18 protein-coding genes and 2 pseudogenes are annotated in these 16,890 nt (G+C 70.3%); 15 read left to right on the forward strand and 5 right to left on the reverse strand.

Annotated features, from left to right (window positions below):
* Nucleotides 1–95: 95 nt before the first annotated feature.
* Together ACIPK4_RS31375 and ACIPK4_RS31380 are read right to left on the reverse strand one after the other, a co-directional pair.
* A complete protein-coding gene (locus ACIPK4_RS31375) occupies nucleotides 96–290 on the reverse strand; it encodes a hypothetical protein (RefSeq protein ID WP_402318935.1) in 195 nt (64 codons plus the stop codon).
* Nucleotides 291–865: 575 nt separating this feature from the next.
* Nucleotides 866–1,255 carry a VOC family protein gene (locus tag ACIPK4_RS31380; protein ID WP_402318938.1) on the reverse strand — a complete coding sequence of 130 codons (390 nt, stop codon included), beginning with the start codon at nucleotides 1,253–1,255 and terminating at the stop codon, nucleotides 866–868.
* Nucleotides 1,256–1,346: 91 nt separating this feature from the next.
* Between ACIPK4_RS31380 and ACIPK4_RS31385 the strand changes: the two genes are divergently transcribed.
* From ACIPK4_RS31385 to ACIPK4_RS31410, 6 genes are all read left to right on the forward strand, one after another.
* Nucleotides 1,347–2,159, forward strand: coding sequence for a TetR/AcrR family transcriptional regulator (locus tag ACIPK4_RS31385; RefSeq protein WP_402318940.1), 813 nt, complete (start codon nucleotides 1,347–1,349; stop codon nucleotides 2,157–2,159).
* A 126-nt stretch (nucleotides 2,160–2,285) separates the two neighbouring features.
* Nucleotides 2,286–2,873, forward strand: a complete 588-nt coding sequence (locus ACIPK4_RS31390; RefSeq protein ID WP_402318941.1) for a TetR/AcrR family transcriptional regulator — start codon at nucleotides 2,286–2,288, stop codon at nucleotides 2,871–2,873.
* Between the two features lie 76 nt (nucleotides 2,874–2,949).
* Nucleotides 2,950–4,170 carry an MFS transporter gene (locus tag ACIPK4_RS31395; RefSeq protein WP_402318943.1) on the forward strand — a complete coding sequence of 407 codons (1,221 nt, stop codon included), beginning with the start codon at nucleotides 2,950–2,952 and terminating at the stop codon, nucleotides 4,168–4,170.
* 49 nt (nucleotides 4,171–4,219) lie between these two features.
* Nucleotides 4,220–5,152, forward strand: coding sequence for an MBL fold metallo-hydrolase (locus tag ACIPK4_RS31400; protein WP_402318946.1), 933 nt, complete (start codon nucleotides 4,220–4,222; stop codon nucleotides 5,150–5,152).
* A 137-nt stretch (nucleotides 5,153–5,289) separates the two neighbouring features.
* Nucleotides 5,290–5,499 carry a hypothetical protein gene (locus ACIPK4_RS31405; RefSeq protein WP_402318949.1) on the forward strand — a complete coding sequence of 70 codons (210 nt, stop codon included), beginning with the start codon at nucleotides 5,290–5,292 and terminating at the stop codon, nucleotides 5,497–5,499.
* Nucleotides 5,486–6,877, forward strand: a complete 1,392-nt coding sequence (locus ACIPK4_RS31410; protein ID WP_402318951.1) for an amidase — start codon at nucleotides 5,486–5,488, stop codon at nucleotides 6,875–6,877. The genes ACIPK4_RS31405 and ACIPK4_RS31410 overlap by 14 nt, the downstream gene beginning before the upstream one ends.
* Here the strand turns inward: ACIPK4_RS31410 and ACIPK4_RS31415 are convergent.
* A complete protein-coding gene (locus tag ACIPK4_RS31415) occupies nucleotides 6,832–7,275 on the reverse strand; it encodes a hypothetical protein (protein ID WP_402318954.1) in 444 nt (147 codons plus the stop codon). The two genes, ACIPK4_RS31410 and ACIPK4_RS31415, sit on opposite strands and share 46 nt — an antisense overlap.
* Before the next feature lie 324 nt (nucleotides 7,276–7,599).
* The gene (locus ACIPK4_RS31420) at nucleotides 7,600–8,394 is read right to left on the reverse strand and encodes a hypothetical protein (RefSeq protein WP_402318957.1); all 795 of its coding nucleotides are present in this window, start codon (nucleotides 8,392–8,394) and stop codon (nucleotides 7,600–7,602) included.
* A 182-nt stretch (nucleotides 8,395–8,576) separates the two neighbouring features.
* Between ACIPK4_RS31420 and ACIPK4_RS31425 the strand changes: the two are divergent.
* The 7 genes and pseudogenes from ACIPK4_RS31425 to ACIPK4_RS31455 all read left to right on the forward strand — a co-directional run.
* Nucleotides 8,577–9,373 (forward strand): annotated as a pseudogene (locus tag ACIPK4_RS31425) (IS5 family transposase); the annotation flags it as partial.
* Nucleotides 9,374–10,715: 1,342 nt separating this feature from the next.
* Nucleotides 10,716–11,045: a hypothetical protein gene (locus tag ACIPK4_RS31430; RefSeq protein WP_402318960.1), complete on the forward strand. Its 330-nt coding sequence runs from the start codon at nucleotides 10,716–10,718 to the stop codon at nucleotides 11,043–11,045.
* A 567-nt stretch (nucleotides 11,046–11,612) separates the two neighbouring features.
* Nucleotides 11,613–11,948 (forward strand): hypothetical protein, encoded by a 336-nt coding sequence (locus ACIPK4_RS31435; RefSeq protein WP_402318963.1) that lies wholly within the window; start codon nucleotides 11,613–11,615, stop codon nucleotides 11,946–11,948.
* The gene (locus ACIPK4_RS31440; RefSeq protein ID WP_402318966.1) at nucleotides 11,945–12,388 is read left to right on the forward strand and encodes a MerR family transcriptional regulator; all 444 of its coding nucleotides are present in this window, start codon (nucleotides 11,945–11,947) and stop codon (nucleotides 12,386–12,388) included. Before ACIPK4_RS31435 ends, ACIPK4_RS31440 begins: the two co-directional genes overlap by 4 nt.
* Nucleotides 12,369–12,680, forward strand: a complete 312-nt coding sequence (locus tag ACIPK4_RS31445; RefSeq protein ID WP_402318969.1) for a hypothetical protein — start codon at nucleotides 12,369–12,371, stop codon at nucleotides 12,678–12,680. The genes ACIPK4_RS31440 and ACIPK4_RS31445 overlap by 20 nt, the downstream gene beginning before the upstream one ends.
* A gap of 35 nt (nucleotides 12,681–12,715) precedes the next feature.
* Nucleotides 12,716–12,858 (forward strand): annotated as a pseudogene (locus tag ACIPK4_RS31450) (hypothetical protein); the annotation flags it as partial.
* 42 nt (nucleotides 12,859–12,900) lie between these two features.
* On the forward strand, nucleotides 12,901–13,653 hold the full coding sequence (locus tag ACIPK4_RS31455) for a hypothetical protein (RefSeq protein ID WP_402319055.1): 753 nt from the start codon (nucleotides 12,901–12,903) through the stop codon (nucleotides 13,651–13,653).
* A 74-nt stretch (nucleotides 13,654–13,727) separates the two neighbouring features.
* Here ACIPK4_RS31455 and ACIPK4_RS31460 read toward each other — a convergent pair whose 3' ends face one another.
* Nucleotides 13,728–13,997, reverse strand: coding sequence for a transposase (locus ACIPK4_RS31460; protein ID WP_402318972.1), 270 nt, complete (start codon nucleotides 13,995–13,997; stop codon nucleotides 13,728–13,730).
* Nucleotides 13,998–14,127: 130 nt separating this feature from the next.
* Here ACIPK4_RS31460 and ACIPK4_RS31465 point away from each other — a divergent pair, with 130 nt between their 5' ends.
* On the forward strand, nucleotides 14,128–15,183 hold the full coding sequence (locus ACIPK4_RS31465; protein WP_402318975.1) for a pentapeptide repeat-containing protein: 1,056 nt from the start codon (nucleotides 14,128–14,130) through the stop codon (nucleotides 15,181–15,183).
* Nucleotides 15,184–15,724: 541 nt separating this feature from the next.
* Nucleotides 15,725–16,774: a polyphosphate kinase 2 gene (gene ppk2, locus ACIPK4_RS31470; protein WP_402319058.1), complete on the forward strand. Its 1,050-nt coding sequence runs from the start codon at nucleotides 15,725–15,727 to the stop codon at nucleotides 16,772–16,774.
* Nucleotides 16,775–16,890: the final 116 nt, after the last annotated feature.

Here is a 16,890-nt window from a genome sequence, read left to right on the forward strand (position 1 = left end):
GTGCCACGCACTGGACGGGGACGGGCACCAGCAGAGCCGCGTCGCCGCCACCGAGGCTTTACTGCGCTACTGCGCTCCGACAATCTGGATGCCGTTCACGGCGGTGGGGTGTTCGCGCGCACGGCCGGCCGCTGGGTTCGGGAGGTCAGGCCGAGGGTCAGGCGCAGTTCGTCGGCGTATAAGGGGTCTTCGGTGTCGGGGCTTGTCGCGAGGCGGCCGGCGGAGAAGGCGAGGCGACGCTCGGCATCTCCGTGGCCGTCCTCGACGGGCTTCGACGTGCCGTCGGCCATCGGCACACGGACGCCGGCCGGGAGGCTGTTGCACGAGTTCGGTTCGGTCTTGGCGTCTGCCCCGCCGCCCTTGACGTCGGCGTTGGTCGTCCCCTTGGCGGCTTCGCTTTCGGTGCTGGCGGTATCGCTTGCGGTTTCTGTTGCGGCTTTTCGTTCAGCTGACTGGGCTGCCTTGGCCTCGGCGTCCTTGGCTTCCTTGAAGGCCTTCTTGGAAGGCCTTCTTGGCCTTGCTGAGGGATTCGGCGGCTTGTGCTGCGCCGCGTTCGCCGGCGTGGACGGCGGCGTAGGCCTTGACCTCCTTGTAGATCTTGAAGGCCTTGGTGCCGACCTTGATGGCTTTCGCCCTGCCAGTGAGAGGACCTATGCCGGAGCAGCTCACCGACAGGCTTGAAGCCGGGCCCCAGCCGTCGGCGGCTGGCTGGGCGGGGCGGTCCGTCCGTCCCGGGCGCAGGGCGTCGGCATAGGTCCGGGCTCGACACCGGGCAGGCCAGGATTCCGGTGCACGAGATCGATGCCCGAGGTGGAACGCTGCGTGTTCACGGTTCGCCGCACAGCGTCTCCTCTGTCCGGGCCTTTCAGTGGCTGGTGGGTGCGTTCCAGTCGACCAGTTGGACGATGACGCCATTGGGGTCGCGGACCTGAAAGGCTCGCTCGCCCCACTCCTCGGCGGTCAGCGGCATCGTGATCGTGACGCCTTCGGCGCGCAGGCGCGCCAGCTCGCCTTCGAGGTCCTCGACGACGAAGGCGAGGATCAGGCCTGCGGCGTGCTCGTCGCGCTGGTCTGCCGGAAGGCTTTCAAGCCCTCGCCGCAAAAAGATGACGTTCATGCCGGCGTCGTCGTGCGTCAGGGACGCGAAGCCGTCGGCGGCCATCTCCTCGCGGAACCCGAAGTGCTCAACGAGGAAGGCGCTGGATGCGGGTACGTCGTCGACGTTGAGTGATACGGCACTAGCGGTGATCTTCATGAGAGCTCTTCCTGAGATTCGCACTGAACACCATCTCTGTACGACGTATAATGTACAGCGTACAGAATGGGTGTGCGCAAGGATGGTCCCCATGCCGGCAGAACGAACCAGCTCAGGTGACCCGACCCGCACCCTGCAACTCCTGTGGCGTGGCTCCTCCTCCGAGAGCCGCCGAGGACCGCGACGGGGACTGAACATCGACGCGGTGGTCGAGGCTGCCACCGCCATCGCCGACGCTGAGGGCCTGGACGCGGTGACCATGCGCCGAGTGGCCAAGGAACTCGGCGTGGTGCCGATGACGCTCTACACCTACGTCCCCGGCAAGGCAGAGCTCCTCGACCTCATGCTCGACTCCGCCTACGCCCGCATGCACCGCACCGACACCGCCGGACAGCCGTGGCGCCAACGCGTCACCGCCATCGCCGAGGAGAACAAAGCCCTCTTCGAACGCCACCCATGGGCCGCGGCCGTCTGCACCGTCAGGCCTCCACTGGGACCGGGGCAGATGTCAAAGTACGAGCACGAACTGTCCGCACTCGACGGCCTCGGCCTCAGCGATGTCGAGATGGACGACTGCCTGACCCACCTGCTCACCTTCGTGCAGGCATGCGCCCGCGCCGCCACCGATGCCCGCGCCGCCCAGCAAGACAGCGCCCTGAACGACCAGCAGTGGTGGGAGCTGAACGCCCCGCTCCTCGCCCGGGTCCTCGACGAGAAGGCCTACCCGACTGCCGTCCGCGTCGGCGCAGCCGCAGGCGCCGCACAAAACAGTGCCTACGATCCCGCCCACGCCTACTCCTTCGGCCTGCAACGTGTCCTCGACGCCCTCGCCGCCCTGATCGACCGAGGCGCAGACACGCAAACATCGACTTCAGCGCAGCGGCACGACGCCATTCGCCCGTGAGCCTGCCCCGTGAGCCGGGAGCGTCCTGCCGCCGTTCCTCCACCTGGGGAACCCGGATGATCAAGCAGACGGTCCGGCCAGGTCGACCTCCAGCCAGACGCAACTTCTTCGCATTAAGCTGTGTGTATGAGTTCCCGAGCGACCACACGCCCCGGCGGGCGCAGCGCCCGCGTCCAGCAGTCCGTGCACCAGGCCGTCCGCGATCTCGAGGCGGAACTGGGGCGGGACGCGCTCACCGTGCCGCTGATCGCCGCCCGCGCGGGAGTCACACCGTCCACCGTCTACCGACGCTGGGGGGATCTGCGGGAACTGCTGTCCGACGTGGCCGTCGAGCGGCTGCGCCCCGACGCCCCGCCGGCGGACCACGGCAGCCTGCGGGCGGACCTGGAGGCGTGGGCGGTGCAGTTCGCCGAGGAGATGTCCTCGACGGCGGGCCGAACGTACATCCGTGACGCCCTGCTGGGCGACCCCGAGCAGGGCAACTCGGCTCGCTGCTCCGACTACGCCGCCGAGCAGTTGAAGGCCGTCGGGGTGCGCGCGGCCGGGCGCGGGGAGGCCGTGCCCGACGTGGAAACCCTGTTGGACGTCGTCGTCGCCCCCCTGATGTATCGGATCCTGTTCCGCCCGTCGGACCTGTCTGCGGCCTACACCGATCACCTGGTGGGGATGGCGCTCGGTCGCAGCGCATCCCCTCCCGCGGCCGCTAAAAGCTAAGTATTTGCGTTTCAGGGTGACGCTGGCCTAGAGTCCTTAACGCAAAGCATTCGCCTTAAGGCTCAGAGGTGCTTCCATGACCAGCGTCACCGCCCGGCCCTCCCGTCCCCGCCGCCTGCCCGTGCTGAGCCACCGCGGCGCGTTCCCGCTGCACGCCTCGGTCCTGATCGCCCTGCTGGCCGCCTCCAGCGCACCGACCCCGCTCTACGCGCTCTACCAGGCCGCCTGGCACTTCTCGGCCATGGCGCTCACCGTCGTGTTCAGCGCCTACGCGCTCGCCCTGCTGTTAGCACTGCTGACCGCGGGCACGCTCTCTGACCACCTGGGCCGACGCCCGGTCCTCGCCGGGGCGCTGCTGGCCGAGGCCCTCGCGATGGTCCTCTTCGCCACCGCCCAGGGGGTGCCGGCGCTGGTCGCCGCCCGGATCCTGCAGGGCCTGGCCACCGGGGTGGCCACCAGCGCCGCCGGAGCCGCCCTGCTCGACTTCGAGGACCCCGAGCGCCCGGGCCGGGCGACGGCCGCCAACGGCATCACCCCCGTGGCCGGCATGGCGTTCGGCGTGCTGGCCGCCACCGCCCTCCTCCAGTACGCCCCCGCCCCCACCCGCACCGTCTACCTGCTACTGCTCGTGCTCTTCACCGCGCAGGCCGCCGCGGTCCTGCTCACCCCCGAGACCGCCCGCCCCCGCCCCGGCGCCTGGCACTCACTGCGCCCCACGATCACCATCGCCCCCGCCTCCCGGCCGGCCATGGAGCTCGCCGCGCCCGGCATCGTCGCCGCCTGGGCCCTGGGCGGCTTCTACTCCTCCCTCGGCCCCTCACTCGCCCGGCTCATCGCCCCGCACGCCGCCCGCGCCACCGGCGGCCTGGTCTTCTTCACCCTGACGGCCGCAGCCGGACTGGCCGGCTACGCCGCCCGGGCGCTGCCCGCCCGCACCGTGAGCCTCGTCGGCACCGCGCTCCTGATCCCGGGATCCCTGCTGACCCTGAGCGGCCCGCAACTGCACAGCCTGCTCGCGCTGTTCGTCGGCACCGCCCTGGCCGGCGCGGGCTTCGGCGCCGTCACCCAAGGCGCCCTGCGCCTGCTGCTGCCCCCGGCCGCCCCGGGCGAACGCGCCGGCACGCTCGCCGCCTACTACGTCCTCAGCTACCTGGCCATGAGCATCCCCGCCGTCCTCGCCGGCCTGCTGACCAACCTCTACGGCCTGCAGACCGCCGTCTCGCTCTACGCCGCGACCGTCATCCTGCTGACCCTGCTCGGCCTCATCCGCGCCGTGCGCCGGCCCCGCACCGCCTGACCCGGCCCGACCTTCCCGCCCCGCCCGCCCAACCCGAAGGGACCCACCGATGAGCACCACCACGCCCCGTCAGGCCATCCCCCTCACCAGCACCGGATGGAGCCTCGGCGACATCGCCGTACGCCGCGTCGACGAGATCGAACTGCCGCGGGAGACCGGACCCTGGTTGCTGCCGGACGCCACCAAGGAGGTGCTGGACCAGGCGCCGTGGCTGCGCCCCGACTTCGCCGACGCCGACGTCCCGCGGCTGGCGAGCCACAGCTTCGCGGTGGAGGCCGGCGGGCTGCGGATCGTCGTGGACACCGGCATCGGCAACGCCAAGACCCGCGCCAACCCGGCATGGAACGGTCTCGACACCGACTTCCTGGAGCGCCTGACGGCGGCCGGCTTCCCGCCCGAGTCCGTGGACCTGGTGATCACCACCCACCTGCACACCGACCACGTCGGCTGGAACACCCGCCTCGCCGGTGTGGACTGGGTCCCCACCTTCCCCAACGCCCGCTACCTCACCAGCCGCACCGAATGGGACCACTGGGCCGCCACCGACCTGGACGAGGCGCGCAGCCAGATGTTCCGTGACTCCGTCCACCCCGTCCGCGACGCCGGGCAGTACGACCTCGTGGACGTGCCCGAGCAGGGGCACGAGGTGGCGCCCGGCGTCTTCCTAGTCCCGGCGCCGGGCCACACCCCGGGGCAGGTCGCCGTGGAGCTGCGCGGCGGCGAGCGCCAGGCGCTGATCACCGGCGACAGCATCCACCACCCCGTGCAGCTGTCCCACCCCCACGTGCACAGCTGCGTCGACACCGACCCGGCCCAAGCGATCCGCACCCGCGCCCGGCTGCTCGAGGCCCTGGCGGACACCGACGCCCTGCTGCTGGGCACCCACTTCCCGCAGCCGACCGCCGGAACCGTCAGCCGGGAGAACGGCCACTACCGGCTGCTCGCCGAGCACGGCCGCCAGATCCCGGCCACCGCGGCCTGATCACGCGGCCGGTCCGCCCGCCGCGCCGCGCGGGCCCCCGAGCAGCTGCCGCGCCTGCAGCCGCCTAAAGCAAACAATTTGCCTTTATGGCCACGATTACCCCGCCGCTCCCACCTCGACCGAAAAGGAGAACACCCATGTCCACCGTCGAACTCACACCGCCCGAGGCCGCCCGCTGGGCCGCCCGCGCCGGACTTGTGCTGCCTGCCGAACGCCACGCCGCGGTCGCCGCGGTCGCCAACCACATCCACGGCGTCGTCGCCGTCCTGCGCGAGCTGGACTTCGCGGACGTCCCGCCCGCCGCCGCCTACCGCGCCGGACAGGAGCCGCACGATGCAACCGTATGAGCTGTCCCTCGCCGCCGCCGCGGACGCGATCCGTGCCCGGCGACTGTCCCCCGTCGAACTGGTCGACTCCGTCCTCGATCGCATCGAGAAAGCGGAACCGCACCTCGGCGCCTACGTCACGGTCATCGCGGAGCAGGCACGCCGGGCGGCGAGCGAGGCCGAAGACGAAGCGGCGCACGGCCGTTACCGGGGACCGCTGCACGGCATCCCGATGGGACTCAAGGACCTGATCGACGTCGGCGGGATGGCCACCACGGCCAGCTCCCGGGTGCGCGCCGACCATCGCGCGACGGCGGACAGCACGGTCGCCGCGCGTCTGAGCGAGGCCGGCGCGGTCCTGCTCGGCAAGACCCACACCCACGAGTTCGCGTTCGGCCTGACCACCCCGCAGACCCGCAACGCCTGGGACCGCGGCAGGGTCGCCGGTGGTTCCAGCGGCGGCTCCGCGGTCGCCGTCGCATCGGGCACCGCGACCTTCGCCCTGGGCACCGACACAGGCGGGTCGATCCGGGTGCCCGCCGCACTCAACGGGGTCGTCGGTCTCAAGCCGACCTACGGTCTCGTCCCCCGCCACGGCGTCACCTCCCTGTCCTGGTCGCTGGACCACGTCGGCCCGATCACCCGCACCGTCGAGGACGCCGCCCTGGTCCTGACCGCACTGGCCGGACATGACCCGCGCGACCCCGCCTCCCTGTCCGTGCCCGCCACGGACTACCGGCCCGGTGCCGGCACCGACCTGACGGGGCTGCGCATCGGCGTGCCGCGCACCTACTACTTCGACCACGTCCACCCGCAGGTGGAGGCCGCCGTCCGGTACGCCATCGGGCAGCTGGAAACCCTGGGCGCACGGCTCGTCGAGGTCGACATCCCGATGACCCGCTACATCCAGGCCACCCAGTGGGGCCTGATGGTGCCGGAGGCCGGGGCCTACCACGAGGGCAGCCTGCGCACGGTCCCCGATCTGTACCAGGAGGACGTCCGCATCCTCCTGGAGGCAAGCGAGTTGATGAGCGCCGGGGACTACGTGCGCGCGCAACGTGCCCGCACGCTCATGCGCGCCGAGTGGGCACGGATGCTGGATCAGGTCGATGTGATCGCCGCCCCGAGCGTCCCGATGCCCGCAGTCGGCGCCGACGAGGCGACGGTCACCTGGCCCGACGGCACCGTCGAGGGCGTCTCCGACGCCTACGTGCGCCTCTGCGCCCCCGCCAACATCACCGGAGTGCCCGCCCTCACCGTTCCGGTCGGCCACGACTCGGCCGGCATGCCGATCGGCATGCAGCTGCTCGGCCGTCCCCTCGGCGAGCCCACGCTCCTGCGGGTCGGCCACGCCTACGAGCAGACGCAGCCGGCCCGGGAAATCGCCACTGCGGCCTGAGGGAGCGCCCCGGGCGGCGGGTTCTCGCGGGTTGCGTCCGTTCCCCATCGGCCGCCCCATTCTTCGACGGCCTGGATGTGGGGGAGGTTGGTCCAGTACACCCCGCGCAGCAGCGGTACGGCCAGCTCGTCGGGGAGGGTGACGCACAGCCGCCCGGTGAGCCCGGCGCCCGAGTACAGTCCGGTCCCGCCGAGGTTCGGCCCGGCCTGCCGCGCGCCGTCGGGTAGCGGCTCCCACTCCCGCAGCAGCCCGTGTTCCTCAAGCTCGGTGCGGAGTACGGGGGCCAGGGTCCGCCAGCGGGTCACCCGGTGCGTGCCGGCCTCCCGTAGCCGCTCGCGCTCGGCGCGGATCAGGGCCCGAGCCTGACGGAGTGCCGCGGCCCCGCAGGTCGAGGACACTGGCCTGCTGCTCGGCGGCAGCCTGCCAGCGGAACTTGGCGGTCTGGTGTGCGCTCACGAGGGCGTCGAGCTGGTCAAGGCCTTCGGGGTGTACCGCGATGACCGTCGTGTGTCCCATGAGCTTCGCCAGTCCTTGCCCGCAACCACGCCCCGGGGCGGGAAGCGCCTCGGGGCGGGGCCAGGGGACTGGCCGACTGGGAGTCGATCGAGCTGGCCTGCCCCGGCGGCGGCACGGTCACGGGCGTGCCTGCCCTCCACGGGCCCGGCGCGCGCGAGGAAGTTGAACTCTTCACCGGCCAGGCCGTCGGACGTGTCGGTGCCGGGTCAGCAGGTGATGGTGGCCCAGGAGTGGCCGGGGAAGGTGCGCGAGCCCGACTGGCCGTTTGCCAGCACGTCGAGTTCGGCGCCGGTGGTCGGAGTGAGGATCACGAACGACAGCGTGGCCTTGCCGTCGGTGTCGAAGACGCCGGACGCTCCCGAGGTGTAGGCCTTCTGACCGACGATCCAGTAGTCGGCCCAGACCGACCGGCCCGCGTACGGCGAGGGCCCGTAGGACGGACCGTGCGCGACGTTCACCGTCACGATGTCCTCGCGGATGTAGGCGTGCCTACCGCCGACGCCGAAGTCGACGGTCTCGCAGCGCTGGGAGACGCCGGTCACGGTCACGTAGGCGTTCCACGTCGAGGCGTCGACGTAGCTGGGGTTGTCCCAGGTGCAGGGCGCCAGCGGAGCGCTCACGAAGTTGCTGTAGTAGACGCCGTGCACCCACACCTGGTAGGTGACGGTGAGTGTCGCGCCCGGCGGCGGTTTGGGCACCGAGAAGTTGAACGTGGCGTTCTTCCTGGCGGTGTCGAACGTGCCGTTGGCGGTGCCGGTCCTCGTGCTGCCGCTGATGGTGTAGGAGGCGGTGATGGTGGAGTCGGTCGGGGGGTAACCGACGGTCTCGAGGTTGAGGGTGATCCGGTCGACGGGTATTGCGGTCGTCATGGGACCGCTGCCACTGTTCTGCATGGCGCAGTGCTGGTCCACGTTGGGCGCGAACGGTCCGCCCGGGTCCGCGGTGGCGGGTGACGCCCCGGCGGCGGTCAGGCAGATCAGGATGACGAGAGCGGTGGTCACCGCTCTCCAGGATCTCCAGGTCTTCCAGGTTCCTCGGGTCTTTCGGGCCATCGCGGGTGCCCCCCCAGGTCGTTGGTGCCGGACGGTGCTCTCCACTTGCGGCGGCAGAGACGCCCGTACGGCACCAATGGTTCCTGGCACGGTCCACGGTGGAGATCAGCCCCTCCGGTGGTTCCTGGACGATTGCCTCCGGGCCGTGGATCGTGTCGGACGAACTGTGGCAGCCCATCGAGCCGTTGCTGCCTCAGCGGGCGCCGAAGCAGGTGGAGGGACGCCCTCGGGTGCCGGACCGGCAGGCCCTGTGCGGGATCCTGTTCGTCCTGCACACCGGGATCCAGCGGGAGTACCTGCCGCAGGAGCTGGGCTTTGGATCCGGGATGACCTGCTGGCGGCGCCTGGCCGCGTGGAACGAGGCCGGCGTGTGGACCAACTGCACCTGGTACTGCTGAAGAAGCTGCGGGTCGCGAAGAAGCTGGACTGGTCGCGGGCGGTGATCGACTCCTCCCACGTCAGGGCCGCTCGACGGGGCCCCAAAGCGGTCCCAGCCCGGTCGACCGTGCAGGTCCGGGCAGCAAGCACCATCTGATCGTCGACGGCCAGGGCATCCCCCTGGCCGTCTCCCTCACCGGCGGGAACCGCAACGACGTCACCCAGCTGATGCCGTTGCCGAACAAGATCCCGCCGGTCGCCGGCCTCGTCGGCCGACCCCGCAGGCGGCCCGACACGCTCCTGGCCGACCGCGGCTACGACCACGACAAGTACCGCCGCCTGGTCTGGGCGACGGGAGTCAAACCCGTGATCACCCGCCGCGGCGCCCCGCACAGCTCCGGCCTCGGCGTCTACCGGTGGTGTCGTGGAGCGGACCATCGCCTGGCTCCAAGGCTTCCGCCGGCTCCGCATCCGATGGGAACGACGCGACGACATCCACCAGGCCTTCCTCGGCCTTGCCACATGCCTCATCACCCACCGCCACGTCCAACGCCTTTGTCAGGACCTCTTAGGCTCGGTTCATGATCGGCGGGTGGTGTGCCCGCTTGAGGGAGGGGCCGAGGTGGACGGGTTGCGTACGAAGCTGGAAGACAGGAAGCGTTGGGTGCTGGATCCGCTGGTGGGGGTGGGTCCGCTGCAGTTCGGGATGGGCTCCGAGGAGGTGAAGGCCGCCCTGGGCGGACCGCTGGCTGGCAACGGGCAGGTCGCAGCCGACGGAATGTACTGGCAGGACTATCAGAAGACGGGTCTGACCTGCATCTACGACCGGGGGATAAACCTCGTCGCCGTGGCGGTCAATGCCCTGGAAGGCCCCCTGGTCAGGGTCGGTGAGGTCGAGTTGATCGGCCGGGTCCCCTCCGAGCTCCGTGCTGAGATCCACGAGCTCGCCCGCTCGCAGCAGGCCGCGGTGCGGGTGAACTGGAGCGGTGACCCGGAGGTCGCAGCGTGGGGGGTATCTCTGGGAACGAGGCAGGAACTGGGACTGTCTGCCGAGGGCTGGCTGGAGCAGAAGGACACGATGATCACCTCTGCCTTGCTCGTCGGGCCAGATCTGGCCCACGACCCCTACGCGACGGCACCGGTCATCCACTGGCGTGACGTCCGCGAGCAGGCACAGAACCCCGGTGCCTGGCCGACGGTGCCCGAGCACGAGCGCCCGCTCTGGGAATGGGTCCCTCTGGAGCGGGTCGGGCCACTCCGGTTCGGGATGAGCCCGCCCGAAGTGGCGGCCGCCCTGGACGGCGAGAGGCCGGCAGGCCGGTTCGGGCACTTCCCCCACTGGCGGTCCGCCAAGGCCGGCCAATGGCATCTCAGCGAGGAGCGGTTCGAGAAGGCCGGGGTGAGCGCCCACTACTGGCGGCATCCTCACGGCGTTCCACGCCTGGGCGCCGTGACTTCCTACGGCCGCACCGGCCCCCAGGTCATCCACGCCGGCATCCCGCTCATCGGCGGGTCCCCTTCCGCCCTCGACGCTGCCATCATCCGACATGCCGAGGACCACGATCTGGGCCTACACTTCTGCCCCAACGCAGCGGCTGTCTGGGACGGACTCCAGCTGGCCCGGAACACGACGAGGGCTGGGGACGCCGCCGTCAACGAGGCCACGTTCTGTACGGCGGAATGGGAGATATACAGGAGTACGCCCGCCAAGCCCGCCATGCCTAGCGCGCACCGCCGAGCAAACCGAAGTTGGTCGGGCCAGACATCTGTGGCGCTCAGTCACAATCTGTGACGGAGCGCGATAGTTGGCTCTTTTGGCCAAGTAGGTGCTCAGATCCAGCCCTACGAGTCAGCCGCCGTGGAGGCCCCGCTCGTCGAGGCCGCCCGTAGATGTGGGCTTCGAGGCATTGCGGGACGTCAAGGCCAACGGCCTCACCCCGGTACACGGCGATGAGGGCGTTCTCACCCCGCCACCTGCCGGTCACTCCCCGCACTTCGGGCACGGGCTCAAAGCCGCCGAGATCCAGGGCCTCGACTGCCTCGCCCTTGATCCTTGTGACAGTTCTGGCCCAGCGGCGGGCGTGGTCGGCGAGCGCCAGAAGTTCGACGGACACCGAGCTCTGCTGTTCACCACGGCCGCACCGGGCCGGCGGGTGCTGCTCCAGACCCGACGCGGGTCCCTGGTCCAGGAGCGGTTTGCGGATCGGGTCGTGGCCGCCTAGCAGCTCCCTGGCGGCTTGGTTCTGGACGGCGAAATGCTGGTCTGGGATTCCGGGGTGGCCCGCCTCAGCTTCGAGGCGTTGCAGCGCCGCACCGCCGCCCGCAGCCGTGGCGCCGCCGCCCTCGCCGCCCGCCTGGGCGCGTCAACGTGCTTCCTGAGGGTCTGTGCCGACAGCCTGGATTACCGGACGTCGCCGCCAGTGGCTGGGGGCAGGGCGGTCTCCGGCCGTGATGACAGTGCTCCGGCCGTGTGCGGTGACCCCAGCTTCCGAGTGGGATCGAGGGCTGGTTGGCCCTGGCGGAAGGCAGTCCGTCCCGTCCAGTCTCGGGCGGGTTGTCCGCCAGCTCCTGGGATTGAAGACTCCGGGTGCGGCCCCGGAGTTGTGGGGGCGCCGCTGGTGGTCCAGCGCTCTCGCGTCGGTCTCGGCCGTGTGACTGGGCGTCCTCCTTGGCCAGTGAGCACTTCGGTTGGCCAATCGTGCGCTCAGCGGGGTTGCAACCGGTACCCAGGTACAGGTTTACCGTCGGAGGTGTCCCGCCACCGGGGACTGATGACGGGAGTGAGCGCGATGAGTGATCTTGAGTGGGTGCCGCAGTCCTGCACGCTGCCCGCCGAGGAGCGGCCTCTGCGTGTTGCCGAGTGGGACGCGCTGTTCGCCGAGCGGCTGACCTCGCTGTCGAGGCCCCAGCCGCTCCACCTGCGCCTTGACCTGGCGGGCGGAGAAGGCGTGGAGGACCGGGCCCGTTACCTGGTGGAGCGCGAGAGCGGCTGCTGCTCCTTCTTCACCTTCACCACCACCCCCGGTCAGGACCTGATCCGGCTGGACATCTCCGTTAAGCAGGCGCACGAGCCGGTCCTTGACGCCCTCGCCGCCCGGACCGCTGCCGCCGGGGAGGCGCGGTGAGCGCGGGCCTGCGCAGTGGGCAGGTCGCCGAGGCGGCCGGGGTGAACGTCCAGACGCTGCGCTACTACGAGCGGCGCGGCCTGCTGGCCGAGCCGGAACGCAGCAACGGCGGCCACCGCCTCTACGGCGAGGACGCGGTGACCGCGCTGCGGGTGATCAAGGCCGCCCAGCGGCTCGGCTTCACGCTGGAGGAGGTCCCCGAGCTCCTGGAGGCCGGCCGCCACCGCCACGGCCGTTCCGTCGCCGGTCTCCAGGACCGTGCGGCGGCCAAGCTCGCCGAGGTGGACGCGAAGATCGCCGATCTGACCACCATCCGCACCGCCCTGGCCGCCGCTGTCGAGGCCGGCTGCGACGACCTGACCGTGTGTGCGTCCAGCACGTGCTGCCCGATCCCTTTCACCGACCTCGCCAAGGAGCGTCATGCCGGACCCTGCTGTTGACCGCCGCCAGCGCGCCCCGAAGGTGCTCGGAGGACTTGCCGCTCTGGCCTGTGTGGCGTGCTGCGCGCTGCCCGTCCTGATCACAGCCGGGGTCGTCGGCGCCGGCGCCGGGGCGGTGGTGGGGTGGCTACCCGCCCTGGCCGTCGTCCTGGCCGTGCTCGCCACCGGGACCTGGTGGCTCGGCCAGCGCCGCCGGTCCTGCTCTTGCGCGCCCAAGTCCGCAGGTGAGGGCGGATGCGGCTGCAAGGCGTCCGCCGACCCGCTGAAGATCACTGGCGTGGGCCGCCAGTAGGTTCGGCCGGTACGAGCGTCGCTCGTTCCGTCGCTCTGTTCGCCGGCGCCGCCTTTTCGAGATCGGCGGGGCCTGGCCGGTCTGGCAGGGCATCTGCGAGCACAAGGGATGGATCTGGGTCGGCGCCGGTGTCATCGCCCTCGGCCTGTACGGCGTGGTGGCGACCTGGCAGCACGAGGCCGTTTCGTCCGGATCTTGCGAGGGTTGCCATACTTCCCGAATGGAGATGCAAGCCGCGGAGGCGGCGCGGCGTTGGCTGGCTGATCAGGGCGTCAGCCAGGTGCGCGACGGGTGGGTGAGCGACGAGAAGCCGGAGGTGTTGCTCACATCCAACGAGGTGGCGCATTCCTGGGCCGGCGATGTGTTCGCCGAAGATCTTGATGCAGCCGACCAGGTCCGGTTGGCCTTCGGGCTACTGGACCTCCTCGATGAGTACTGGGTCACGTGCGAGATCCGGTTCGCGAACGAGGGTGCGGAGGGCCCCCTGCCGTCTGACGTGCTATGGGACGGGTACCGTCGGCGGCTGGAGGCGGACCGGGACGTCGAGGCCGTCACCTACTCGCTGTGGGTGGACTGGTTCGAGGACCACACCACCTCCGCGAGGGCCTTCGCCGAGGTCCTCGGTAACGACGTCGACCGAGTGGTGGCCGAGCGGTCGGAAGTCCTGCTCCGCCGAACCCGTCGTGTTCTGGAGTGTTCGGGCCCGGTGCGCTGGACGGTGAAGGAGCCGACGTACCGCACCGCCCTGCGGCTTCCCGCCCTGCACCCAGCCGTCTTCCGTGGCCTTCGGGCGAGCTTCCACGACGTCTACGGCGACCTGGAACCGGTTGCCGCACTGGCCCTCCTCGACCGGCTGGATCTCCCCACGAACACCCAGCATCTTGCCGAACTGCGCCACGTACTCGCCGCGGGGCACAAGAACCACTACCGCAGCCCTGGTGCCTGGGACGACGCGGTTCGCTCCTGCTCCTGAGTCGCTGGCCTGGCAGACCGAAGAAAGATGCTGGCGACGTAGAGTCCGGCCAGATAGATGGTCGCCGTCTTTTCCTAGCGCGTGGCGATGCCACGCCACTGCTTCAAGCGGTTGGTGCACCGCTCGACGGTGTTGCGGTGCTTGTACGCCTCGCGGTCCAAGGCGGGTGGCCAGCCTCCCCGGCTCCCTCGACGCAGGCGGTCAGCGCGCTGCTCGGCCGGAACCGGGATGACCGTGCGGATGCCGTGCTTGGGCAGGTACTGGCGGATGGCGCGGGAGGAGTACGCCTTGTCGGCCAGGACCACGTCGGGGGGTGCGGGGTTGTCCACGGGGGAGGGGAACACCCAGACGCGCCATCACGTCGGTGAAGACGGGCGCGTCACCGGCTTCTTCTCCGTAGGAAGCAGGAGGCGTGGCCTATCGGCCACCGCCGCACGGCCGACGGCGGTCCGTGTCGCGGCTCAGCGGCGACGTGTGGAGGCCGACGGCGAGCCGACCCTGAGCTGGACGCGTCGTGTCGAGTTGCTCAGCGCCGCGATCGGGGTAACGGTGACGGCGCTCGCCGCCCTCGCTGCCGTCCTCGTCAGCGTGTGGATCAACCGCAATGAAACGGACACGACCAGGGGAGGGCAGATCACTGACCGCTATACAGCGGCCGTCGGAAACCTCGGCAACCCCTCAGCAGACGTCCGGCTGGGAGGCGTCTATGCCCTTCAGCGCATCATGAAGGACTCCCCGCGCGATCAGGCATCCGTCGTGGACGTCCTCTCGGCCTATATCCGCACTCACTCGCGGCCGGCAGGGACGGAGAGCGCCGGTTACTCAGGCCGCCCCGAAGCAGACGTGCAGGCCGCCTTCGAGGTCCTGGCGCGGCGCAACCCGAGGCAAGACGGCAGTGCAGTGGTGGACCTGCGCGAAGCCCGCCTGCCCCACGTCGCTGTACGCAGCACCAGCCGCAACGCAACCATCGAACTGGATCTGACCGCAGTGGACCAGGCTCGCCTGCCGAACTCCAACCTGAGCGGCGCGGACCTAAGCAAAGCCAACCTCCCAGGCTCGGACTTTCGCTGCGCCTATCTGGTCGGGGCGGTCCTCGACAGCGCGGCCCTGAAGGGTGCCGACCTGCGCTGGGACTGGTTGGACGATGCCGATCTCGGCCATGCCCGTTTGGAGGGCGCCCAGTTGGAAGAGGCAAGCCTGGTGGATGCTTCGCTCGCGAAGGCCTCGTTGCTCGGCGCGAACATGCGCAACGCGGACATGCGCGGTGTGGACCTCGACGGCGCCGTCCTTACGGGTGCGGACCTGCGGGGAGCGGATCTACACACGGGCCAGCGGATCGTCAACGGTAAGCCCTCCGGCTGGACTTCCCGTCACAACACCCACGTGACGGCGGCACAGCTGGCCTCCGTGAGGCTCGATTCCCGCACGATTCTACCGCCGGAGATCGCCGACGATCCGCGCATCAAGGCCAGGATCGTCGACTCACAGGCGGGGCCCAGTCCCAGCCAGGCCTGTGGCGGACACGACTGAGCCATAGCCTGAGCCAGCCATGGCAATGGTTGGGGACCCTGCTCGGAGGTCGGCCCGGGCCCGGCGGTTGCCTTCGATCAGCTCCTCGCGGACGGAGTCCCGTGACAACGGTCCGTGGACCTTCTGACATCGTCGGAATCCAGTCCTGCGCGGCGCAGACTCTCGAGGCGATCGCCGGGGCTGGAAGCGCGGCCGAGGATCTCACCGTCGGTGCGAACTCGGCGCCCGCCCTCGACTCCAGCCTGTCGCATGGTGGGCTGGTGAAGGTGCCTGTAGCGTGCCGTCATGCCTGACACCCTGCCGACCCGGAAGCGGAGAGCACTCTTCGACCAGTTGTGAGGCGGCGGAGAAGTGCGCCCCGTTGACGGTGGTGCGGTCGCTGGGACGGTGCCTGCGGGGGAGGCGTCGTGGCTCTGCCGCCGCCCCTTCGCCGACCGCGTGCAAACACGGACGCCGAATCCCGTGGGACGCCCCAACATTCTGCCTGGCGTCGAGTCGAAATCTCACTGTGACGGTAGTGCCTCGGGGGGCGGGGTATGCGCTGGGCGTGAGTGTGAAGGGCCGGCACGGGCCGGAGCCCGAGGAAGGGCTGCTCGCGGGCTTGAGTGTGGATGCAAGTCGGCCGGAGCAGCCCGTGCTGCTGGACGGGTCCGGCAAGCCGATTCGCACCTGGCGGGAGAACTATCCCTACGACCGCAAGCTCGGCAGGGCCGAGTACGAGCGGGCGAAGCGGATCCTGCAGATCGAGCTGTTGAAGTTGCAGCGCTGGGTCAAGGGCACCGGAGCGCGGGTGGTGGTGATCTGCGAGGGTCGGGACGCGGCCGGCAAGGGCGGCACCATCCAGCGTTTCACCGAACGCCTCAACCCCCGCGGAGCCCGTATCGTGGCCCTGGACAAGCCGAGCGAGCGGGAGGCCGGGCAGTGGTACTTCCAGCGCTACATCGCTCACCTCCCCGGCCCCGGGGAGATCGTCTTCTTCGACCGCTCCTGGTACAACCGGGCCGGCGTGGAGAAAGTCATGGGCTTCTGCACCGACGCGCAGTACGAGCAGTTCCTCGCCCAGTGTCCGACCTTTGAGGCCATGCTCGTCGAGGACGGCATCTTGCTGGTCAAGTTCTGGTTCTCCGTCTCCCGCGCCGAGCAGCGCACCCGCTTCGCGATTCGCCAGGTCGACCCGGTGCGGCAGTGGAAGCTCTCGCCCACGGACCTGGCCTCGCTGGACCGGTGGGATGCCTACACCGCGGCCAAAGTGGAGATGTTCCGTGCCACCGACACGGTCCAGGCTCCCTGGACCGTGGTGAAGAGCAACGACAAAAGGCGGGCCCGTCTCGAGGCGATGCGCAGCCTGCTGTGGCGTATCGACTACGCCAGCAAGGATGAGGCGGCGGTCGGCCGCCCGGATCCCTTGATCGTGGGGACGGCAGACACCCTCCTCGAGGCCGGTGAGGACCCCGCCGACCTTTCACCCACGCCCTTGGCAGACCTGACCGGCGGCCCCGGTCACCACCCCGCCCCGCAACCCGGCCCTCCACAGGACCGCACCCTCACCGAAGGGCGCTTTCCGGATGAGGCTCGCAAGCAGCGCGAGTAGAAGGCTGCGGCGTGCGTGCTCACAAGCACCGCTTCCACTTGGATCAGGACAGCCATTCGATCAGTGTCGAGTGGAGTCCGGGTCGCCGTCGGGCCGAGTCGCCAGCCGACGGCAGG

It is taken from the genome of Streptomyces sp. NPDC086989, assembly GCF_044745505.1.
GTDB lineage: Bacteria > Actinomycetota > Actinomycetes > Streptomycetales > Streptomycetaceae > Streptomyces.